A 17,629-nucleotide genomic window follows, 5' to 3' on the forward strand; every position below is an offset into this window, starting at 1 on the left:
GGACAGTGTCTTATGAATTTCGCGGGCACGCTCGTTAAGCGCTTGCTGTGAGCTCCCCGCAGCCTGACGTCACTAAAGTCCTATCGCATGGCAAGCAAGCTCAGGTGAGGCGGCGCTTGGTGGGGAGGATTTTAGTGCGCGGCCTTTCGAACAGTCGACACAGTAACAGGAGGGATTGATAAAGAGAGGACGAGAGGATCAGAGAGGGGGTAGAGCAGCAGAGTATGGCCAGACCCAGGAGCAAGCCCAGGTTCTGGCCAACGAGCCTCAGAAGTCGTAGCGCAGTGTTACCGTGGCGTTGCGTGGTGCCCCGTAATGACCATAACTGCCAGCCATGCCAGCGTAGTACTTCTTGTCGAAAATATTATTGACGTTCAAGGTGGCGGCAAGGCTCTCATTGATCCGGTAGCGCGCCATCAGGCTGGTGACGAAGTAGTCATCCTGGGTCACATGGCTGTTGTAGCGGGCAAAGTTCAGCGTGGATTTCGAGTTCCAGTTCACACCACCGCCCAGGGTCAGTTTTTCCCACTCGCCAGGCAGTCGGTAAGTGTTCCAGAAGCGGAATGTGTCCATCGGTAGTTGCGGGGTCAGGCGCTTGCCGTCAGCATCTTCGGTGCGGGTATGACTATAGCCGGTAAAGACATTCCAGCCTGGCAGCACTTCGCCCGACAATTCTACGTCCACACCTTTGGTTTCTGCACCGTCAACTGCGCGAGAAGCGATGAGACCACCCGAGTCAGGAACCACTTCATTGGTCGACTCGGCCAGGTTGTCTCGCTTGACCATGTACAACGCAATGTTGGCGTTCAGCCGGCCCTCGAGGAACTCACCTTTCCAACCTAACTCGTAGTTCTTTCCGACTTCAGGATCAAGCGGTTTGCCTGTGATATCTACGTTATTCTGTGGCTTGAAAATGTCGGTGTAGCTGGCATAGACGGATTGCTCATTCGTCAGGTCATAGACGATGCCTGCATACGGCGTGACGACACCGCGTTCTACCATTTTGTAAGGCGCGGGTTCATTACCAATACGCCACAGGGCGTAGTCGAACCGATAATTGGACGCCCGTGCCCCGAGAATCAGATGCAGATCATCGGTCAAATTAAAGCGGCTCGCCACAAAATAGCCGGACTGGCGGTTGGAAATATTGTACTGAATGCCGGGAATGATTTCGTCATCACCCGGTTTGGGGGTCTGGTTATCCCAATCGTAAAAATTGATATCCACATCGGGTCCAGAATCACCCCGGTGTTTATTTTCGTACTCGAGATAGTTATACCCAACTATCAGTTCGTGTGTTTGCCCCAACAGTTGGAATGGCCCCTGGAGCGTGGCGTCGACGCCTTTTTGGTGCTGTTTGGCAGTCACGATACCTGCGCTGATTTCGGTTGAACCATCGAGCTCCAGATAAGAGCGGTTGGTCGTAGTCGAGTAATAGGATGAAAACGAATCACGGTCAACATCCATGTAGGCAGCCGCCAGCTTGAATTGCCAGTCGTGGGCCAATTGCTGCTCAAGGCCAAATGTGTAATTGGTCGTCGTGTAATCGTCGTAACCCCAACGTGCATCAGAACTGGTCGAGCGGGAAAAGTTTGTGGGTTGGCCGTTGGTGTAAATGATAGGTACACCCGGTGCACCGTTGACTTTGTAAGTCTGGCGATCAATCCCGAACCGAGCCACTGTGGTGTCTGTTACATCAGCTTCAACAACACCGTACAAGACATCTCGGTCTTGCGTGTACCAGTCCATGAACGTGTGGTTGTCCTGCTTGGCGGCAAAGAAGCGCCCCCGAACTCGACCGTCATCCGTCAGCGGGCCAGAGACGTCAGCTTCTGCGCGGTAGTAGTCCCAAGAGCCAACGCCTGCCTGAATGTGAGATTTGAATTCGCGTGTTGGACGCTTGCGGATCACGTTGACCACGGCACTGGGGTCACCTGCCCCCGTCATCAGGCCGGTTGCGCCACGGACGATTTCGATACGGTCGTACAACCCCACGTCCATAAGCGTACTGGGCATGTTACGCGTCTGGTTATCCTGATAGGTCGTCACACCATCAAACTGATAGATATTGATAGCGCTACCGCGAGAATAAATGTTGAAGCGTTCGCCACCATCCTGCGACATGGTGATGCCAGGGGTCTGGGTCAGGACCTCGTTCATGCTGCCCAGATGCTGGTCGTCCATGCGTTGACGCGTAACCACTGTAATGGTCTGGGGCGTTTCGCGAATAGAAAGGTTCATCTTGGTGGCCGTGCTGGTAACTCCCGTTGTGTAGGAGCCCGTTCCTTCCGTGGTTTCGCCCAGCCCGGCACTGTTCACATTGGTCGCTGACAGTTCGATTTGGCCGTCTTTTGCCGCCGCGCTGGCCGTCACGGTCACGGTATTACCATCAATCTGATACCGCAGCCCCGTCCCCTGCAACAGAATCCGCAACGACGACGCAAGATCATGCCGCCCCTTCAGCGCCGAAGACCGCAGCCCGCCAATGTCTTCCGGGCTGTACAGCAGCTGCGTATCCGTCTGCTTGGCCAGCGCCTGCAGCGCGGAGTTCATCGACTGCGCCGGGATATCCAGCGTCCACTCCTGCGCCTGCACCTGGAAAACCAGCGCACTAGACAGCGCCAGGCCCATGCCGATGCGTGACAGCGCACGCTGGGGACGAAGCGAATGACGAATCAGTAAGGCTTTGGCGAGCGGGTTGAGCGCACTGGGCAAGGGCTTGGACATCGGGTTGCGTTCTCGTTGGCAGAGGGGTTTTTTTCTATGTGCTGTATGTGACGCAGCACCTGCGAAAAACCGGAACGATTCTTATTGACTGCTTTTTTCGCAGGCGCAGCGTTAACCGTGTCACACGTTTCAGAGTTCGCGTGCTACGCGGAAACCGAGGAAGTCACCCCGGGTGGTTTTCAGCCGGTCATTGCGGTTGGCCGAGCGCGAGAAGATCGGTGGCTCACCCCAGTCGTTGCCGCGCATGTGCGCGCGGATGCACGTGGGGTCCTGGACCCAGGCGCTGCCGTCGCTGGGGGCGCCTTCGTAGCTTTCGTGGTAGCAGTCGGCGACCCATTCGTAGACGTTGCCGTGCATGTCGTACATGCCGAAGGCATTGGCCGGGTAGCTGCCCACGGGGGCGGTGAAGGTGTAGCCATCGCGGGGGCCATAGGTGTTGGCGTGCTTGCTGATTTCGTACTTGCCCGGCTCATCGAAGGGGAAGGGGAACGGGCCGGTGGAGCCGCCGCGGGCGGCGTATTCGCGTTCGGCCTCGCTGACCATGCGGTACGGCTTGCCGGTTTTTTTCGCCAGCCATGCGCTGTAGGCCTGGACTTCGTCATAGTCGACGCACACCGCAGGTTGGCGAGCGGTTTGTTTGTAGGTTGGCTTGCTGGCCTCGCACCAGCGGCCGGGGCGGTCGTCGCCGCTCTTGATGACGGTGCCGGTGGCCTTGATATAAGCGTCCAGCTCGCCAGCGGTGACCTGGTAGCGGCTCATGGCGAATGGCTTGGCAAAGGTCACGGTATGCAGCGGGCCTTCGTCGGGCTGGCGGCCGACTTCGTCGTCGGGGGCGCCCATCACGTAGCTGCCGGCGGGCAGCACTACCATCTCTGGGCAGTCCTTGCAGTCCTGGAATACGTCACCTGGCTTGGCCGCGTGGGCGTAGGCGCTGACCAGCAGCAGGCAGGTGATCTGGGCTGGCCGGTAGAGCCAGGTTTTTGCGTTCATTGGGGGTCCTCGGAGCGGGTGAATGCGTGCGGCGTTTCGCATTCAGACGAGCCAAGGCGGTGAAAAATTAACCAGCGGCCGCCCCTGCATCGGTCGGTTTAGCGAGTTGCCAACCAGAAAACGCCGGGCTATAGTCCAGGCCATTGATCTCATCCGAAGACCTGTTCATGCCTGCCATCCCTTCCACCACATGCTTTGCCCTCGCGCCAGTCGCGGGCAGTGTCGTGCGTGGCAGCCAGCAGCCGGCCATGATCAGTCACTACCCACCACCTGTCAGTGGCGTTGTAGGCGGCGTAGCTCCGCCTCGCTGCGTGGTCGTGCTGGGCTGATCGGCTTTTTGCCGCATCCCACCGCACCCGCAACCTACTGAACACGGTCGGCTACTTCCCTCGCTGAAAGTTACGCCCTCCGTTCGGCTTATTCGCCCGAAAGGTGGCACTACATGTCTGTCATTTCCAAAGCATCCGTGGCCTCGGCGGCCACCACCAGCCTGTTCGTCCTGCTGTGGAGCAGCGGGGCAATCGTCTCCAAGCTGGGCCTGGCGCACGCCAGCCCGTTCGCCTTCCTGCTGTTGCGCTCGGCGCTGGCACTCGCCGGCCTGTTGCTGATCGGCCCGTTGCTGGGCTTGCGCTGGCCGCGCAGTCGCGGGGCGATTGTGCGCGCCCTGGGCACCGGCTGTGTGCTGCTGGGGGCCTATCAGATCTTCTATCTGTTGGCGCTCAATACCCATGTCACCCCCGGCGTCATGGCCACGGTGATGGGGGTGCAGCCGATCCTAACCGTGGTACTGATGGAGCGTCAGCGCTCCTGGAGCCGGTTGTTCGGCCTGGGGTTGGGCCTTGCCGGGCTGGTGATGGTGGTCTATCAGAGCATCAACCTTGGCGGGGTGTCCCTGGCCGGCATGCTGTTTGCGCTGCTGGCGTTGGGCAGCATGACCTTTGGCTCGATCCTGCAAAAACGCATCACCGACAACCCCATGGGCACGCTGCCGCTGCAGTACCTGGCAGGGTTTGCCCTGTGCGCGCTGTTCGCGCCGTTGCAGCCGTTGCAGGTGCAGTGGAGCGGTGGTTTCGTCGGTGCGCTGTTGTGGATGGGGCTGGTGGTGTCGTTGCTGGCGACCTTGCTGCTGTATCGCCTGATCGCCAAGGGCAACCTGGTCAACGTCACCAGCCTGTTCTACCTGGTGCCTGCGGTGACGGCGGTGATGGACTTCCTGATCTTCGGTAACCGCCTGGCACCGCTGAGCCTGCTGGGGATGGGGCTGATCGTGGTGGGCTTGCTGTTCGTGTTCCGCAAGCCGGCTGCGCAATTGGCCGAGGCGTAAGCCTTCAGCGGAATTCTTCGGGGATGGTGTGCCGTAGCACGCCTTCCTCGAAGTCCAGCAGGTCGGCTTCGCGCTGGGTCAGCAGGTAGTAGAGCAAGGTGTCGAGCGAGCGCTGTGTGGCGACTTCGACAGCGAGCATCCTCACTGCCTGTTCCGCTTCGCAGTTGCAGCCGAAATCCTCCAGTGCCGTGCGCACTTGGTCGAGGGTTTCCGGTGGCTTGACGATGACCCGGAACACCGAGCGGCCGCCGCTGCTGCGCAAGGCGTCGAACCAGGTTTCACCTGCTTCGTCCCGTGTGCCAATGATGTCGCCCGGTGCAATGCCGTAGACATAGAACGGGATGTTGTCGACTTCGTAGCCGCCCTCTGTTTCCTTGGCCCACAGGCCCTCGACCGAGGCGGGCGGGTAGCCGTCCGCGTCCTGCTGCAGGCGGAACAACACCTTCTTGTATGCATCGCTCATCGTGGCTCCTGCTTTATTTACGTGTCGGGCGCAGCACCAGCCACAGGGCGGCGCCAATCAGCAGGCCGCCGTACAGGTGCGCCATCGACAGCGGCTCGTCCAGCAACCACGCGCCCCACAACACACCGAATACCGGGATCAGGAAGGTCACGGTGCTGGCCTTGACCGGGCCGATTTCTTCCAGCAGACGGAAGTACAGGATATACGCGAATGCGGTGCACAGCAGGCCCAACCCGAGCAGCGACAGCCACACGTTCCAGCCACCCCAGCTGGCAGGTGGCTGGGTCAGTGCGCTCCAGGCGAACAGCGGGCTCAGCAGCAAGGTTGCGCCGAGCATGCTGCCCAGGGCCGAAAGGCGGCTGTCCAGGCCGCTGACCCAGCGGCGGGCGAGGAAGCCGGCAAAACCATAACAGGTGGTGGCCGCCAGGCAGGCGAGGGCGCCTTGCAGCAGGGCCATGTCCAGGGCGACGGGGCCGGCGCCGCTGAGGATGCCGACGCCGAACAGGCCCAGGAAGATGCCGCAGAGTTTGGGCAGGGTCATCGGTTCGCGGAAGAACAGCACGCCGATCAGCACGCCCATCAGCGGTGTGGTGGCGTTGAAGATCGCCGAGTAGCCGGCGGGCAGTACTTGCGCGGCCACGGAGTAGAAAGTGGCCGGGATGCCCGAGTTGATCATGCCCAATACCAGGCAGGCGCCGAGTTTGCCCTGGAAGTCCCAGCGTACCCGCGCGGCGGCGAGGATGGCGATCAGCCCCAGGCAGGCAATCGACACCCGGAAAAACGCAGTCGGCACGGTGCCGAGTTCGGGGGCGATGATGCGCATGAACAAAAAGCTCGCCCCCCAGACAGCGGCAAGGGTCAGCAGGCGGGCTAGGGCGATGGGGCTCACAACGGTCTCCGGGGTTTGGGCAGGGCGCGAGTTTACGCCAGGGGGGAGCGGGATTCTTGTGCTTTCTTGCGCAGTGAATCGGTGCGCGCCCTTTCGCGGGCAAGGGACCGGCTAAGCTGTGTATCTCACCCTGCAACGAGATGCCTCGCATGCACCAGCACTGGCCCGCCGGCGAAATCGCCCGGATGATCCTCGACGGCTTCGATGACTACCGCGAGCACTTTCGGCGCATCACCCTTGGTGCCCGTGAGCGCTTCGAGCAAGCGCGCTGGCAAGACATCCAGCGCGCAGCAGCGGCGCGTATCAACCTGTATGAAGAGAAGGTGGCCGAGGCCAACGGCTGGCTACGCCAGCGCTTCGCCGAGGATGTATTGCTGGAGGTGGAGCAGTGGCCGCTGGTCAAGAGCGCCTACATTCGCCTGATCGACCCACGGCTCGACGATGAGTTGTCCGAGACCTGGTACAACTCGCTGTTCTGCAGCCTGTTCAGCCATGACCAGATCAGCGACGGCTGCATGTTCATCCACACCACCCGGCCGTCGATGCGCAGCCACGAGCGCGCCGCGCAAACCCGCACCTACGCACTTGGCGATGGCCTCAAAGGCTTGCTGCGGGCGATCTTCGCCGACTACCCGTTCGATGTGCCCTATGGTGACCTGGAAGGCGACCTGACGCGCCTGGAAGAACAACTGCGCGAATGCCTGCCGGACTGGGTGTGCAAAGACCCGGCCCTGGCGGTCGAGTTGTTCTCGCCGGTGCTGTACCGCAACAAGGGCGCTTACCTGGTCGGCCGCCTGTACACCCCCGACGAGCAGTGGCCGTTGGTGATCCCCTTGCTGCACCGCGAAGGCCATGGCATCGAGGCCGATGCGCTGATCACCGACGAGGCCGAGGTGTCGATCATCTTCTCCTTCACCCGGTCTTATTTCATGGTCGATGTGCCGGTGCCGGCGGAGTTCGTCAACTTCCTCAAGCGCATCCTGCCGGGCAAGCACATTGCCGAGCTGTACACCTCGATTGGTTTCTACAAGCATGGGAAGTCGGAGTTTTACCGGGCGTTGATCAACCACCTGGCCAGCAGCGACGACCGTTTCATCATGGCCCCGGGGGTGCGCGGGATGGTCATGAGCGTGTTCACCCTGCCGGGCTTCAATACGGTGTTCAAGATCATTAAGGACCGGTTCGCGCCCTCGAAGACGGTCGACCGCGCCACCGTGATCGACAAGTACCGCCTGGTGAAGAGTGTCGATCGGGTAGGGCGCATGGCCGATACCCAGGAATTCGCTGATTTCCGCTTTCCGCAGAGCAAGTTCGAGCCGCAGTGCCTGGCCGAGTTGCTGGAGGTGGCGCCGTCCACGGTCGCGTTGGAGGGTGACACGGTGCTGATCCGCCACTGCTGGACCGAGCGGCGCATGACGCCCCTCAACCTGTACCTGGAACACGCCAGTGAAGGGCAGGTGCTCGAGGCGCTGGAGGATTATGGCCTGGCCATCAAGCAACTGGCGGCGGCGAATATCTTCCCCGGCGACATGCTGCTGAAGAACTTCGGCGTCACCCGCCATGGCCGGGTGGTGTTCTACGACTATGACGAGATCTGCTTTCTGACCGAGGTGAACTTCCGCCATATTCCACCGCCGCGCTACCCGGAGGACGAGATGTCGGGCGAGCCGTGGTACTCGATCGGGCCGCATGATGTGTTCCCCGAGGAGTTTCCGCCGTTCCTGTTTGCCGATATGGGCCAGCGGCGGCTGTTCAGCCGGTTGCATGGGGAGTTGTATGACGCGGATTACTGGAAGGGGCTGCAGGCGACGATTCGTGAGGGGAGGGTGATCGATGTGTTTCCGTATCGGCGCAAGTTGCGGTGAACCCGGGGCCGCTTTGCGGCCCCAGCATGTCAGCCCTTCAAACACTTCAACTCACTGAAGTCAGTCCGCACCTTGCCCAGCCGCTGCTGCAGCAACTGGCGCTGCGCTGGGGTACTCAGTTGCATCAGGTCGACCAGCAACGTGCGCGCCTGTTGCTCGGTGTTCTGGTAGGCCATGCGATATGCCGGCGTCCACAGGCTCTCCTTGCGCTGTAGCAATTGCGCCAGGCGTGGTTCGAAGCTGGCGTCGCTACGCTGGTCCATTGCCAGCACCAGCTGTTGCTGCCAATGCGCGCGGTTGGCGATCCACTGGCGGTTCTGGTCGCCCAGCGCCTGTGACCAGGCTTGCACCCGCAGCCGCTGCGCCGCACTGAGCTCACCCAACCACGGCGTCAGGCGTTTTTCCATGCGTTCGGTACGGCGGGCAATCTGCTTGGGCAAGGGCGTGTCGACATACTTCTTTTGTCGCTCGCTGATGTCGTCGCGGAATGCCTGGCGCATTTCTGCCACCTGGGCGTCGCTCATGCCACGTAACAATTCGGTAGCGGAAGGGGTGATCTCTTCGGCTACACGGCCTATGGCCGCGCGCGCTTCGCGGGTGCGTTGCTGCAACGCCTGGTCGGTCACCTGGTCCTCGGCGACCATGGTGCGCACCCGGTCCAGCCAGTCGAGGTAGCTGGGCAGCTGGGTTTTGCAATGCCAGGCCAGGTGCTGCTTGAGGCGCTCGTCGAGCAGTACTTTCTGCTCGCGGTTCATGTCCAGATAGTCGCCCAGCGACCACGGCACCAGGCGGTCGAGGTTGCGGTAGGCCAGGTCTATGCGGCTGCACGCCGCCAGGGCCAGGGCGAACGCCACGGCGATGAGCAGGGGCTTGAACAGGCGTGAAAGCATGTGCTGATCCTTGCAGTGGCTGCCAATCAGTAGACGCAAGGGTAAGGTGGCGGTTCCACCGAATCAGCGGTCAGGCAGCGCGGCGGCTTCGGGTGTAGAATAGCCGTCTTGTCTTGAGGAACATCGGAAATGGCTCTGCTTGGGCGTTACAACAGTTTGCAAATCGTTAAACACGTGGAATTCGGCCTGTACCTGGACGGCGGCGCCGATGGCGAGATCCTGCTGCCGGGGCGCTACATCCCGAAGAACGCCGAGACCGAGGTCGACGATTGGTTGAACGTGTTCATCTACCTGGACAGCGAAGACCAGCTGATTGCCACCACCGAGAAGCCCAAGGTGCAGGTCGGTGAATTCGCCAGCCTCAAGGTCAAGGACATCAACGGCGCCGGCATCTTCCTGGACTGGGGCCTGCCCAAAGACCTGCTGATGCCCTACTCGGAAGAGTTGCAGCCGCTAAAGATCGGTGACTACTGCGTGGTGCACGCCTACCTCGACAAGCGCACCCGCCGCATCACCGCAACGGCGCGCCTGGACCGCTACCTGGACCGCACCCCGGCCGATTACCAGGTGGGCCAGCCGGTCGAGCTGCTGGTGGCGGGCGAGACGCCGATGGGCTTCAAGGCGATCATCAACAACCGCCACTGGGGCCTGATCCACAAGAACGAAGTGTTCAAGTTCCTGCGCTCGGGCATGCACGAGAAGGGCTTCATCAAAGAGATTCGCCACGACGGCAAGATCGCCCTGAGCCTGCAGCCAGTGGGCGCCGCCCTGGCGGACAGCCTGCAAGAGCTGATCATGCAGCGCCTTGAAGCCGAAGGCGGCATGCTGCCGGTGTGCGACAAGAGCGACCCGGCAGTGATCAGCAAGCTGTTCAACGTCAGCAAGGGCAACTTCAAGAAGGCCATTGGTGCGTTGTTCAAGCAAGGCCGCATCGTCATCCATGACGATCGCATCGAGCGGGCCTGATCAGGCCTGCACGAAGGTCCGGAAGTCCAGCTGCTCGCCACCTGGGCGGGTGTCGCGCAGCAGCGAATCGCGGTCGGCGCTCAGGGCCAGGCTGATGGTCGAGCGGCGCTTGCCGGGCTTGCGCACTTCCATCTGCTCCAGGTGAGCCTTGAGGAAGTTGGTCGGCACCTTCAGGTGCTGTAGCTCATCGGTGTCGGGGGTGTGCAGCAGCAGGTTGACCCAATCGGGCTGGCCCTTGCCCAGCAACGCTACCGGCACCTCGAACCACCACAGGTTGCGTTTCGGGTCGAGGATAGCGAACAGGGTGTTGCTGCTGGTCAGTACTGGCCGGGCCAGTGCTTCGTTACGCCGTGCGATGGCGACGGGTTTGTCGAGTTTCATGCAGGTTCCTGCGGGTTGACGCTTGATAAGGCCTGCATTGTGAGGGGTGGCGGGTGGCTGAGCAAGGTTTGCCTGGGCCGGCCTCTTCGTCTGTAAACCCGCGAAGAGGCCGGTTGCCTCAGCGACGAACCGGCAGGCTCAACTCGGAAGTCGCCCCGTCGGCCGTGGTCACGGTCGCCGTGAAGCTGTGCAGCCCGGCACTGTTCTCCAGTACCTGGGCAAACCGCGCCTGCCCCTTGGCATCGCTGTTCACCAGCACTTCCCCGAGATACTGCTCCGCCTCGCTGCCCGTTGCTTGCGCATTGCCGAACAACTCGACGCGCAACAGGCTCGACGCCGGCCCCTGCACCTCACCGCGGATCACGTTCCCCTCCAGCGCCATCAGCCGTGGTGGTTGCTGGTTGTGATTAGGCAACGGCTGGCACGGCTTGGGTTCACCCTGGGCATTGCAGATGATTGCCTGGTCCTTCTTCGCCAGCTCCGCCCCCACCCCGCGCGACCCTACGTACAACGCATGCGCCTGCGCCGGCACGCCGAACACGATAGCGCCGGTGCGCTGGTCTGGTACGCAAGAGCCGCCAGCCTCGCAGCGGCGGATGTCCTGGCTGTTGCCCCAGATACGGTTGGCGCTCAAGCGGGTGGCGGTGATTGCCGGCTCCGGGCGCAGGGCCACGCCGATGCGGTTGCCGTGGATCAGGTTGCCATCGAGCATGTTGCCCTCGCCGGTGACGCTGACACCGATCGAGTTGCCGCTGAAGGTATTGGCGCCCAAATAGTTGCGGTTGCCCCAGTTGATCTGCAGGCCGTCGGAGTAGTTCTCGAAACGGTTGCGGACCACGCTGTTGTCGTTGCCCAGCAGAATTTCGATGCCCTGGGAGGGCTCGGGGTTGGCCGCCGTGGAACGGAACAGGTTGTCGGCCACCAGGTTGAAGGCTGCGCCGCGGGTCAGTTCCAGGCCGTCGCCGTTGTCGATCAGCTGGTTGCGCAGCACCTTGTTGTTGACCGTGGTGGTTGCAGTCGGGTTGCCGGCACCGTCGTCGCCGGTCAGCATGATGCCAGCGCCGCCCTTGTTGGCGATGACGCGGTTGTCTTCGATGACGTTGCCACTGGCGCGATTGACCAGGATGCCAATACAGAAGTTGCGCACTTCCAGGCCGCTCAGGTGCACGCCCTGGGTGTCGCGCAGCACCAGGCCAGGGTGGGTGGTGGTGCGCACGTTGGTGCCGAACTGGCCGGGCAGAGCGCCGGGGCAGGTGTGCACACCCTGGTCCTTGATGTAGCCCGAGCCGTCGATGGCGATGTACTGGCCGTCGCGGGCCCACGCCTGGCCGGTGATGCGCACCGGCCCTTTGATTTCAGGCAGCGCGCGCGTCGGGCGGATGACATAAGGCGCCTGGCCGACCGCAGCGATTTCGATGCGGTAGTGGCCGGGGTTCTGGTTGTTGGTCTCGATTGCCCAGCGCAGGCTGCCGGGTTGGCCGTCGTCGGCATAGCGGTCGACGCGCAGGGTTTCGGTTACGGCCGGCGAGGCGGCAAGGGCGGGCAGGGGAAGCAGTGGCAGCAGGGCCACGAGCACAGGCATCAGACGCATGGGGGCGGGTTTTCCGAAAATCGTTGTTTTTATGACTGGCCTGCCCTATGTGGGCGGGCGTATGCCGCGATTCTAGGGCAGCCGGCAGGTACTGGGCAGTTGGGCGGGGTAAATGGGTGCGATATTCGCACGCAGATTTGCCGCTCGGCTTGTTCGGGTGAAATTGGTTGAAACTCTTGCGAAAGGCCCTGGGTCCACAGACTGTCGACACGGTTCACGTGTCTCCATTTGCAGGAGTTTTGCCATGAGCGGTACTAAAGACAAAGCGAAAGGCTTGGCCAACGAAGCAATCGGTAACGTGAAACAAGGCGTCGGCAAGGTGACCGACAACGACAAGCTCAAGGCTGAAGGCAAGGCCCAGGAACTCAAGGGTGAAGCGCAGCAGATCAAGGGTGACGTCAAGGATGCCGTGAAGAAGCCTTGATGCCGTATTGAGCGTTCCATCGATTCGCGGGCAAGCCCGCCCCTGCAGGTAGCACGTAGCCGGTGGGGGCGGGCTTGCCCGTGAATGCCTGGGCCCAGTTACGTAGGCATTTTCTTTATAACCCTCGGGAGCAGCACAGCAACGGCGTGGTCTATTAGACTTGCCTGTTGTATCGATCGAGCGGCGAAAGGAGACGCTATGATATTTTCCGCCCTGCAGGGCCTGCCCTTGCACCGCGTGCTGGTGCGCACCGTCAAGGAGTTCCTTGACGACGAGATGTCCACCTATGCGTCCGCGCTGGCTTACCAGATGCTGTTTTCGCTGTTCCCCTTCCTGTTGTTCCTGATTGCCCTGATCGGTTTCCTGCATTTGCCAGACTTCTTCACCTGGTTGCGCCTGCAATCGGAACTGGTGCTGCCGCCCCAGGCGCTGGAGCAGGTGAACCCGGTGATCGACCAGTTGCAACAGTCCAAGGGCGGGCTGTTGTCGGTGGGTATCGTGATTGCCCTGTGGACCGCCTCGGCGGGTGTGCGCTTGATGATGAGCGCCATGAACGCCGCTTACGATGTGCCGGAAGGCCGCCCGGTGTGGAAGCGCATACCGCTGTCCATCTTCTACACCGTGGGCATCGCCGGCATGCTGCTGGCTGCGGCAGCGCTGATGGTGCTCGGGCCGCAGGTGATGGAATGGATTGCCGCCCAGGTCGGCATGCAGGAGGTCATCGTCACGGTCTGGACCATCCTGCGCTGGCCGGCGATCATCATCTTGATGATGGTAGCGGTGGCCTTGATCTACTACGTGATGCCGGATGTGAAGCAGAAGTTTCGCTTCATCACCCCAGGCTCGGTGCTGGCGGTGGTGGTGTGGATCGTCGCCTCCCTGGGGTTTGCCTACTACGTCAAAACCTTTGCCGATTACAACGCCATGTACGGCAGCATCGGTGCAATCATCGTGCTATTGCTGTATTTCTATATTTCCGCCGCTGTGCTGCTGCTCGGCGCGGAAATGAACGCGGTGATCGAGCACATGTCGGCCGAGGGCAAGAACCCTGGCGAGAAGGATTTCGACGGTGAAAAATCCCAGGAAACCCTGACCGTGCTGGGCCACGAACACCCGCAACCGAGCCAGCATCAACCTTCCGAGCCGAACCCCAGATGATCCGTGACATTCTCAAGATGGGCGACGAACGCCTGCTGCGCATCGCCCCGCCCGTGCCCGAACACCTGATCGGCAGCGCCGAACTGCAGCAGTTGATCGACGACATGTTCGAGACCATGCGCCATGTCGGGGGTGTGGGCCTGGCCGCACCGCAGATTGGCATCGACCTGCAACTGGTGATTTTCGGCTTCGAACGCAGCGAGCGTTACCCCGATGCCGAAGCGGTGCCGCAGACCATCCTGATCAACCCGGTGATCACGCCGATGACCACCGAGGTCGAGGACGGTTGGGAGGGCTGCCTGTCGGTACCCGGATTGCGCGGCGTGGTGCCGCGCTACAAGCACATTCGCTATGAGGGGCTCGACCCGCAAGGCAACCCGATCAACCGTTTTGCCGATGGCTTCCATGCGCGCGTGGTGCAGCACGAGTGCGACCACCTGATCGGCCGGCTTTACCCCTCGCGCATCCAGGACTTCGCCAAATTCGGTTACACCGAGGTGCTGTTCCCCGGGTTGGACGCCAGCGACGATTGACCACGCTGCAGGGCTACTAGCGGCTTGCTGCGCTGGTAGCGCTGCAGGCGGGCAGCCAGGGCTTCTGGCAGCGCGGTTGCCGTGTCGAAGCCAAGGCGCTGGTAGAAGGGCACAAGGTCGGGGTGGCAGAACAGCCAAGTCGGCCCAACGGCCTGCCCCAGCGCGGCTTCGACCAGCCGCCCAGCCACACCTTGGTTGCGCTGTTGCGGGTCGACGAACAGCCCGGTAAGCCAGTAGCCATCGCCCACCGGGGTCAAGTTCAGCCCTGCAATGATGCAACTGGCACGCGCCACCCACAGTTCGCCGTCACTGGCCGAGCGCATGCGCGAGCCGTGCTGGCGGTAGAAGTGATCGAGCAGGCGTCGTTCAGGGTCGAGCAGCCTTGAGCAACACAGGTAATCAGAAATCGCGCATTTCCCTTGTTGAGTCGGCCGGGTCGGGCAGAGGCCAACCAACGGCTCTACGCCACTATATACCGCCCATTATGTCGCAGATTGTTGCAAATCCGGCAAGGGTGAATATCCGACTTTGGGGTTCAACTATTGCCAACCGGGAGTAGACTTTTACTCATCCCACCAGCAGTACGACGAAGCGGGATCGGTACTTCGTGTCATCTTTGCAGTCGATGACAACTTCTCCGCGCCAATGACGGCATTAGAAGTCAATCGATCAGCTTGATTGCTTTATAGGCACTCCCACATGAAACCATTACTGATTCTTGCATTGGTCGGTATGTCCTCGTTCGCCCTCGCCGATGAGGTCCAACCTGTCTCCAACCAGCCTGTGGCCCAGCAGTACGACTACTCCATGAACCTGGATATCAAACGGGTCATCAACCTGTCGACCATCCCCAATGTTTGCGAAGTGGTACCTGCAACCATGACCTATGAAGACCACCAGGGCCAGGTGCACACCATTCAGTACCGCGCCATGGGCGAGGGTTGCCAGCAGGGTTGATCGTTCAAGGTCAGCGGCCTCTTCGCGCCGCGCCGACGCGAAGAGGTTGCAGGCTTCTCCCGGTTCATTCACTGGAAAGCACCTGCCGCACCACCTCCAGCCCTTGTTTCAGTTCAGCCCGGCTGGCGGCCGCCGACAGGCTGATACGCACGGCCTGCACCTCGCTGGCGCCAATGGCGAACACACTGGCCGGGACAACCTCCACGCCCCGTTCGCGACACTGCTTGACCACCCCCTCTGCACCTTGCGGTGTGGCCAGCCACGCGTGCGGCGAAGGCTGGCCTGTGTTGTGCAACCCATCGCCCAGCAGCTTTCGCGCGAGGCGCCAGCGCTCGGTAATTTCAGCACGTTGCCAGGCCAGGCGTAGCGCTGCTGTGCCATCTTCTATCCACTGGCAGGCGATATACAGGTTCAGTGGCGACACCGGCCAGTGACTCGCCTGGGCGTGCGGGTCGATGTGTGCAAGCAGCTGTGGGTTGGCCGCAATCCACCCTACACGCAAACCTGCTGCCACCGTCTTGGACAAGCTGCTGATGAGCACCCCTTGCTCGCCCAGCAGTGGGTACAGCGGCGGTCGGTCGCTGAGTGCGCCATACACGTCATCCTCGATCACCAGCAGCCCCAGGCGTTTGACGACCGCCGCAAGCGCTTCGCGGCGGGCGTCATCCATGCAGGTGCCCGTGGGGTTGTGCAGGGTCGGTGTGGTGACCAGTACGCGGGCACCGCTGGCGCGGGTGACGCGGTCAAGGTCGTCGGGCCGCAGGCCTTGGCTGTCCAGTGCCACGCCATGCACGGGCAGGCGTAGCTGTCGGCAGGCTGCTTTGATGCCAGGTGCGGTCAAGGCTTCGAGCATGACCGGTTCACCGGCCTGGCAGAACGACTGCAGCACCAGGGTCAGTGCCTGCTGAGCGCCGCCACTGAGCAGCAATTGGTCCGGGGCCAGCGCCAAGCCACGCTTGGCCAGCCAGTGCGCGCCCTGAATACGGCCGCGCAGCAGTTGCTCGGGGCCCAGGTAGTGATCCAGCAAGCTGCTGTCGCGCTGCTCCAGCACGCTGTGCAGGCTGCGCTGCAGGTCCTGATTGTGCGGGTCGGCCACCGGTACGTTGGTCGACAGGTCGATCAGCGGCTTTGGCCCGTCTTGGTGTTTGAGGCGAAACAGGGTCGCTTCCTTGCTGCCTGCCAGCACGTAGGTGCCGCGGCCGACTTCGCCGGCCACCAGGTGGCGGGCGGCAGCTTCCCGGTAGGCCTGCTGGGTGGTGCTGGGGTTCAGGTCGAGTTTCCAGGCCAGGCGCCGTTGCGGTGGCAGGCGGTCACCGACCTTGAGCTCGCCGCGCTCGATGGCATCGGCGATCGCCTCGACCAATGCCAGGTAGCGGGGCTGGTCATCGTTTGCGAGCGTTGGGATCCACACGAAATTGCTACCCATGCAATATAAGGTTGTACCCATACAATGCCCGGGGCTTAGGATCGGATCAACCACCTACCGAAGAGGGATGATCGCCATGTTCGACCTGAATGCCCTGCGCGAAGCCGCCGATTTCGTTCACCAGCACGTGCCTGCAACACCGCAGCACGCCTGGCCTTTGCTGGCCGAACGGCTGGGCTGCCAGGTGTGGGTAAAGCACGAGAACCACGCGCCCACCGGTGCATTCAAGGTGCGTGGCGGGTTGGTCTACGTGCGCTCGCTGCTGGCGGGCGGCAAGCCGCCGCGCGGCCTGGTCACCGCCACGCGTGGCAATCACGGCCAGAGCATGGCACTGGCTGCCCGCCAGGCTGGCATCCCCTTGGTGATTGTGGTGCCTGAAGGCAATTCCACCGAAAAGAACGCCGCCATGCGCGCCCTCGGCGCCGAACTGGTGGAGCACGGTGTCGATTTTGATGTGGCCCGTGAAGAGGCTGCCCGGCTGGCTGATGAATTGGGGTACGCGATGGTGCCGTCGTTTCACCCGGAGCTGGTGCGCGGCGTGGCCACGTATGCCCTGGAGCTGCTCGAGGCGGTGTCTGACCTGGACAGCGTGTACGTGCCGATCGGCATGGGGTCGGGGATCTGCGGGCTGATCCAGGCACGCAACCTGCTGGGGTTGAAGACCGAGATCGTGGGGGTGGTGTCCAGTGCTGCCGATGCCTATGCGCAAAGTTTCGAACTGGGCCGCATCGTCACCACCGCCACCGCCCAGACCTTCGCCGATGGCATGGCCTGCCGCGTGCCGCACCCGGAGGCGTTCGCCTTGGTGTGCGAGCATGCCGCGCGCATCGTGCGGGTCACCGACAGTGAAGTCGCCGAGGCCATGCGGCTGTACCACGAAGCCACGCACAATACTGCCGAAGGTGCAGGGGCTGCGGCGCTGGCGGCGTTGATGCAGGAGCGCGAGCGACAAGTCGGTAGGCGGGTGGCCGTGGTGCTTAGCGGGGCGAATGTGGATCGGGCGCTGTATGCGCGCGTGCTGGCGGGCATCGACTGAGCTTGATTG

General features: G+C 62.1%; 17 protein-coding genes. 8 read left to right on the plus strand and 9 right to left on the minus strand.

Annotated elements, in window-relative coordinates:
- Window positions 1-267: 267 nt before the first annotated feature.
- Window positions 268-2,727: a TonB-dependent siderophore receptor gene (locus tag HU770_RS13790; protein ID WP_186663912.1), complete on the minus strand. Its 2,460-nt coding sequence runs from the start codon at window positions 2,725-2,727 to the stop codon at window positions 268-270.
- 129 nt (window positions 2,728-2,856) lie between these two features.
- Complete coding sequence (locus HU770_RS13795; protein WP_186663915.1) at window positions 2,857-3,717, minus strand: formylglycine-generating enzyme family protein; 861 nt, start codon at window positions 3,715-3,717, stop codon at window positions 2,857-2,859.
- 442 nt (window positions 3,718-4,159) lie between these two features.
- Here HU770_RS13795 and HU770_RS13800 point away from each other — a divergent pair, with 442 nt between their 5' ends.
- Entirely contained in the window at window positions 4,160-5,041 is an 882-nt protein-coding gene (locus HU770_RS13800; RefSeq protein ID WP_047583795.1) for a DMT family transporter, read from the plus strand.
- Between the two features lie 4 nt (window positions 5,042-5,045).
- On the opposite strand, the gene HU770_RS13805 is transcribed toward HU770_RS13800, so the two are convergent.
- Window positions 5,046-5,504 carry a DUF4265 domain-containing protein gene (locus tag HU770_RS13805; RefSeq protein ID WP_186663917.1) on the minus strand — a complete coding sequence of 153 codons (459 nt, stop codon included), beginning with the start codon at window positions 5,502-5,504 and terminating at the stop codon, window positions 5,046-5,048.
- Window positions 5,505-5,517: 13 nt separating this feature from the next.
- Window positions 5,518-6,393, minus strand: coding sequence for a DMT family transporter (locus HU770_RS13810; protein ID WP_186658137.1), 876 nt, complete (start codon window positions 6,391-6,393; stop codon window positions 5,518-5,520).
- Between the two features lie 149 nt (window positions 6,394-6,542).
- Here HU770_RS13810 and aceK point away from each other — a divergent pair, with 149 nt between their 5' ends.
- The gene (gene aceK / locus HU770_RS13815; RefSeq protein WP_186658133.1) at window positions 6,543-8,258 is read left to right on the plus strand and encodes a bifunctional isocitrate dehydrogenase kinase/phosphatase; all 1,716 of its coding nucleotides are present in this window, start codon (window positions 6,543-6,545) and stop codon (window positions 8,256-8,258) included.
- Between the two features lie 29 nt (window positions 8,259-8,287).
- Here aceK and HU770_RS13820 read toward each other — a convergent pair whose 3' ends face one another.
- On the minus strand, window positions 8,288-9,148 hold the full coding sequence (locus HU770_RS13820; RefSeq protein ID WP_186658130.1) for a DUF6279 family lipoprotein: 861 nt from the start codon (window positions 9,146-9,148) through the stop codon (window positions 8,288-8,290).
- A gap of 129 nt (window positions 9,149-9,277) precedes the next feature.
- Here HU770_RS13820 and HU770_RS13825 point away from each other — a divergent pair, with 129 nt between their 5' ends.
- A complete protein-coding gene (locus HU770_RS13825) occupies window positions 9,278-10,114 on the plus strand; it encodes a S1-like domain-containing RNA-binding protein (RefSeq protein ID WP_033699704.1) in 837 nt (278 codons plus the stop codon).
- Here the strand turns inward: HU770_RS13825 and HU770_RS13830 are convergent, their stop codons facing one another.
- Both HU770_RS13830 and HU770_RS13835 read right to left on the minus strand, forming a co-directional pair.
- On the minus strand, window positions 10,115-10,495 hold the full coding sequence (locus tag HU770_RS13830) for a hypothetical protein (RefSeq protein WP_186663919.1): 381 nt from the start codon (window positions 10,493-10,495) through the stop codon (window positions 10,115-10,117).
- Window positions 10,496-10,613: 118 nt separating this feature from the next.
- On the minus strand, window positions 10,614-12,086 hold the full coding sequence (locus HU770_RS13835; RefSeq protein WP_186658121.1) for a NosD domain-containing protein: 1,473 nt from the start codon (window positions 12,084-12,086) through the stop codon (window positions 10,614-10,616).
- Window positions 12,087-12,330: 244 nt separating this feature from the next.
- On the opposite strand from HU770_RS13835, the gene HU770_RS13840 reads away from it, so the two are divergent.
- From HU770_RS13840 to def, 3 genes are all read left to right on the plus strand, one after another.
- A complete protein-coding gene (locus tag HU770_RS13840; protein ID WP_033699700.1) occupies window positions 12,331-12,510 on the plus strand; it encodes a CsbD family protein in 180 nt (59 codons plus the stop codon).
- A 198-nt stretch (window positions 12,511-12,708) separates the two neighbouring features.
- Window positions 12,709-13,668, plus strand: coding sequence for a YihY/virulence factor BrkB family protein (locus tag HU770_RS13845; RefSeq protein ID WP_186663921.1), 960 nt, complete (start codon window positions 12,709-12,711; stop codon window positions 13,666-13,668).
- Window positions 13,665-14,201, plus strand: coding sequence for a peptide deformylase (def, locus tag HU770_RS13850; RefSeq protein WP_033699698.1), 537 nt, complete (start codon window positions 13,665-13,667; stop codon window positions 14,199-14,201). Before HU770_RS13845 ends, def begins: the two co-directional genes overlap by 4 nt.
- Here def and HU770_RS13855 read toward each other — a convergent pair.
- On the minus strand, window positions 14,156-14,524 hold the full coding sequence (locus tag HU770_RS13855; protein ID WP_186664031.1) for a GNAT family N-acetyltransferase: 369 nt from the start codon (window positions 14,522-14,524) through the stop codon (window positions 14,156-14,158). The genes def and HU770_RS13855 overlap by 46 nt on opposite strands.
- A gap of 376 nt (window positions 14,525-14,900) precedes the next feature.
- Here HU770_RS13855 and HU770_RS13860 point away from each other — a divergent pair, with 376 nt between their 5' ends.
- Window positions 14,901-15,158, plus strand: a complete 258-nt coding sequence (locus HU770_RS13860) for a DUF2790 domain-containing protein (protein WP_033699696.1) — start codon at window positions 14,901-14,903, stop codon at window positions 15,156-15,158.
- Between the two features lie 64 nt (window positions 15,159-15,222).
- Here HU770_RS13860 and HU770_RS13865 read toward each other — a convergent pair whose 3' ends face one another.
- Window positions 15,223-16,584 (minus strand): PLP-dependent aminotransferase family protein, encoded by a 1,362-nt coding sequence (locus HU770_RS13865; protein ID WP_186658115.1) that lies wholly within the window; start codon window positions 16,582-16,584, stop codon window positions 15,223-15,225.
- 76 nt (window positions 16,585-16,660) lie between these two features.
- Between HU770_RS13865 and HU770_RS13870 the strand changes: the two genes are divergently transcribed.
- Window positions 16,661-17,620, plus strand: a complete 960-nt coding sequence (locus HU770_RS13870; protein WP_186658113.1) for a threonine dehydratase — start codon at window positions 16,661-16,663, stop codon at window positions 17,618-17,620.
- Window positions 17,621-17,629: the final 9 nt, after the last annotated feature.

Source organism: Pseudomonas sp. SWRI68 (assembly GCF_014269165.1).
Classification (GTDB): domain Bacteria; phylum Pseudomonadota; class Gammaproteobacteria; order Pseudomonadales; family Pseudomonadaceae; genus Aquipseudomonas; species Aquipseudomonas capeferrum.

Coding starts and splice junctions, on each gene's coding strand:
- def (WP_033699698.1), top strand. CDS start 13,665: ATGATCCGTGACATTCTCAAGATGGGCGACGAACGCCTGCTGCGCATC.
- HU770_RS13830 (WP_186663919.1), bottom strand. CDS start 10,495: ATGAAACTCGACAAACCCGTCGCCATCGCACGGCGTAACGAAGCACTG.
- HU770_RS13855 (WP_186664031.1), bottom strand. CDS start 14,524: ATGCGCTCGGCCAGTGACGGCGAACTGTGGGTGGCGCGTGCCAGTTGC.
- HU770_RS13795 (WP_186663915.1), bottom strand. CDS start 3,717: ATGAACGCAAAAACCTGGCTCTACCGGCCAGCCCAGATCACCTGCCTG.
- HU770_RS13805 (WP_186663917.1), bottom strand. CDS start 5,504: ATGAGCGATGCATACAAGAAGGTGTTGTTCCGCCTGCAGCAGGACGCG.
- HU770_RS13840 (WP_033699700.1), top strand. CDS start 12,331: ATGAGCGGTACTAAAGACAAAGCGAAAGGCTTGGCCAACGAAGCAATC.
- HU770_RS13870 (WP_186658113.1), top strand. CDS start 16,661: ATGTTCGACCTGAATGCCCTGCGCGAAGCCGCCGATTTCGTTCACCAG.
- HU770_RS13825 (WP_033699704.1), top strand. CDS start 9,278: ATGGCTCTGCTTGGGCGTTACAACAGTTTGCAAATCGTTAAACACGTG.
- HU770_RS13800 (WP_047583795.1), top strand. CDS start 4,160: ATGTCTGTCATTTCCAAAGCATCCGTGGCCTCGGCGGCCACCACCAGC.
- HU770_RS13790 (WP_186663912.1), bottom strand. CDS start 2,727: ATGTCCAAGCCCTTGCCCAGTGCGCTCAACCCGCTCGCCAAAGCCTTA.
- aceK (WP_186658133.1), top strand. CDS start 6,543: ATGCACCAGCACTGGCCCGCCGGCGAAATCGCCCGGATGATCCTCGAC.
- HU770_RS13845 (WP_186663921.1), top strand. CDS start 12,709: ATGATATTTTCCGCCCTGCAGGGCCTGCCCTTGCACCGCGTGCTGGTG.
- HU770_RS13860 (WP_033699696.1), top strand. CDS start 14,901: ATGAAACCATTACTGATTCTTGCATTGGTCGGTATGTCCTCGTTCGCC.
- HU770_RS13820 (WP_186658130.1), bottom strand. CDS start 9,148: ATGCTTTCACGCCTGTTCAAGCCCCTGCTCATCGCCGTGGCGTTCGCC.
- HU770_RS13835 (WP_186658121.1), bottom strand. CDS start 12,086: ATGCGTCTGATGCCTGTGCTCGTGGCCCTGCTGCCACTGCTTCCCCTG.
- HU770_RS13865 (WP_186658115.1), bottom strand. CDS start 16,584: ATGGGTAGCAATTTCGTGTGGATCCCAACGCTCGCAAACGATGACCAG.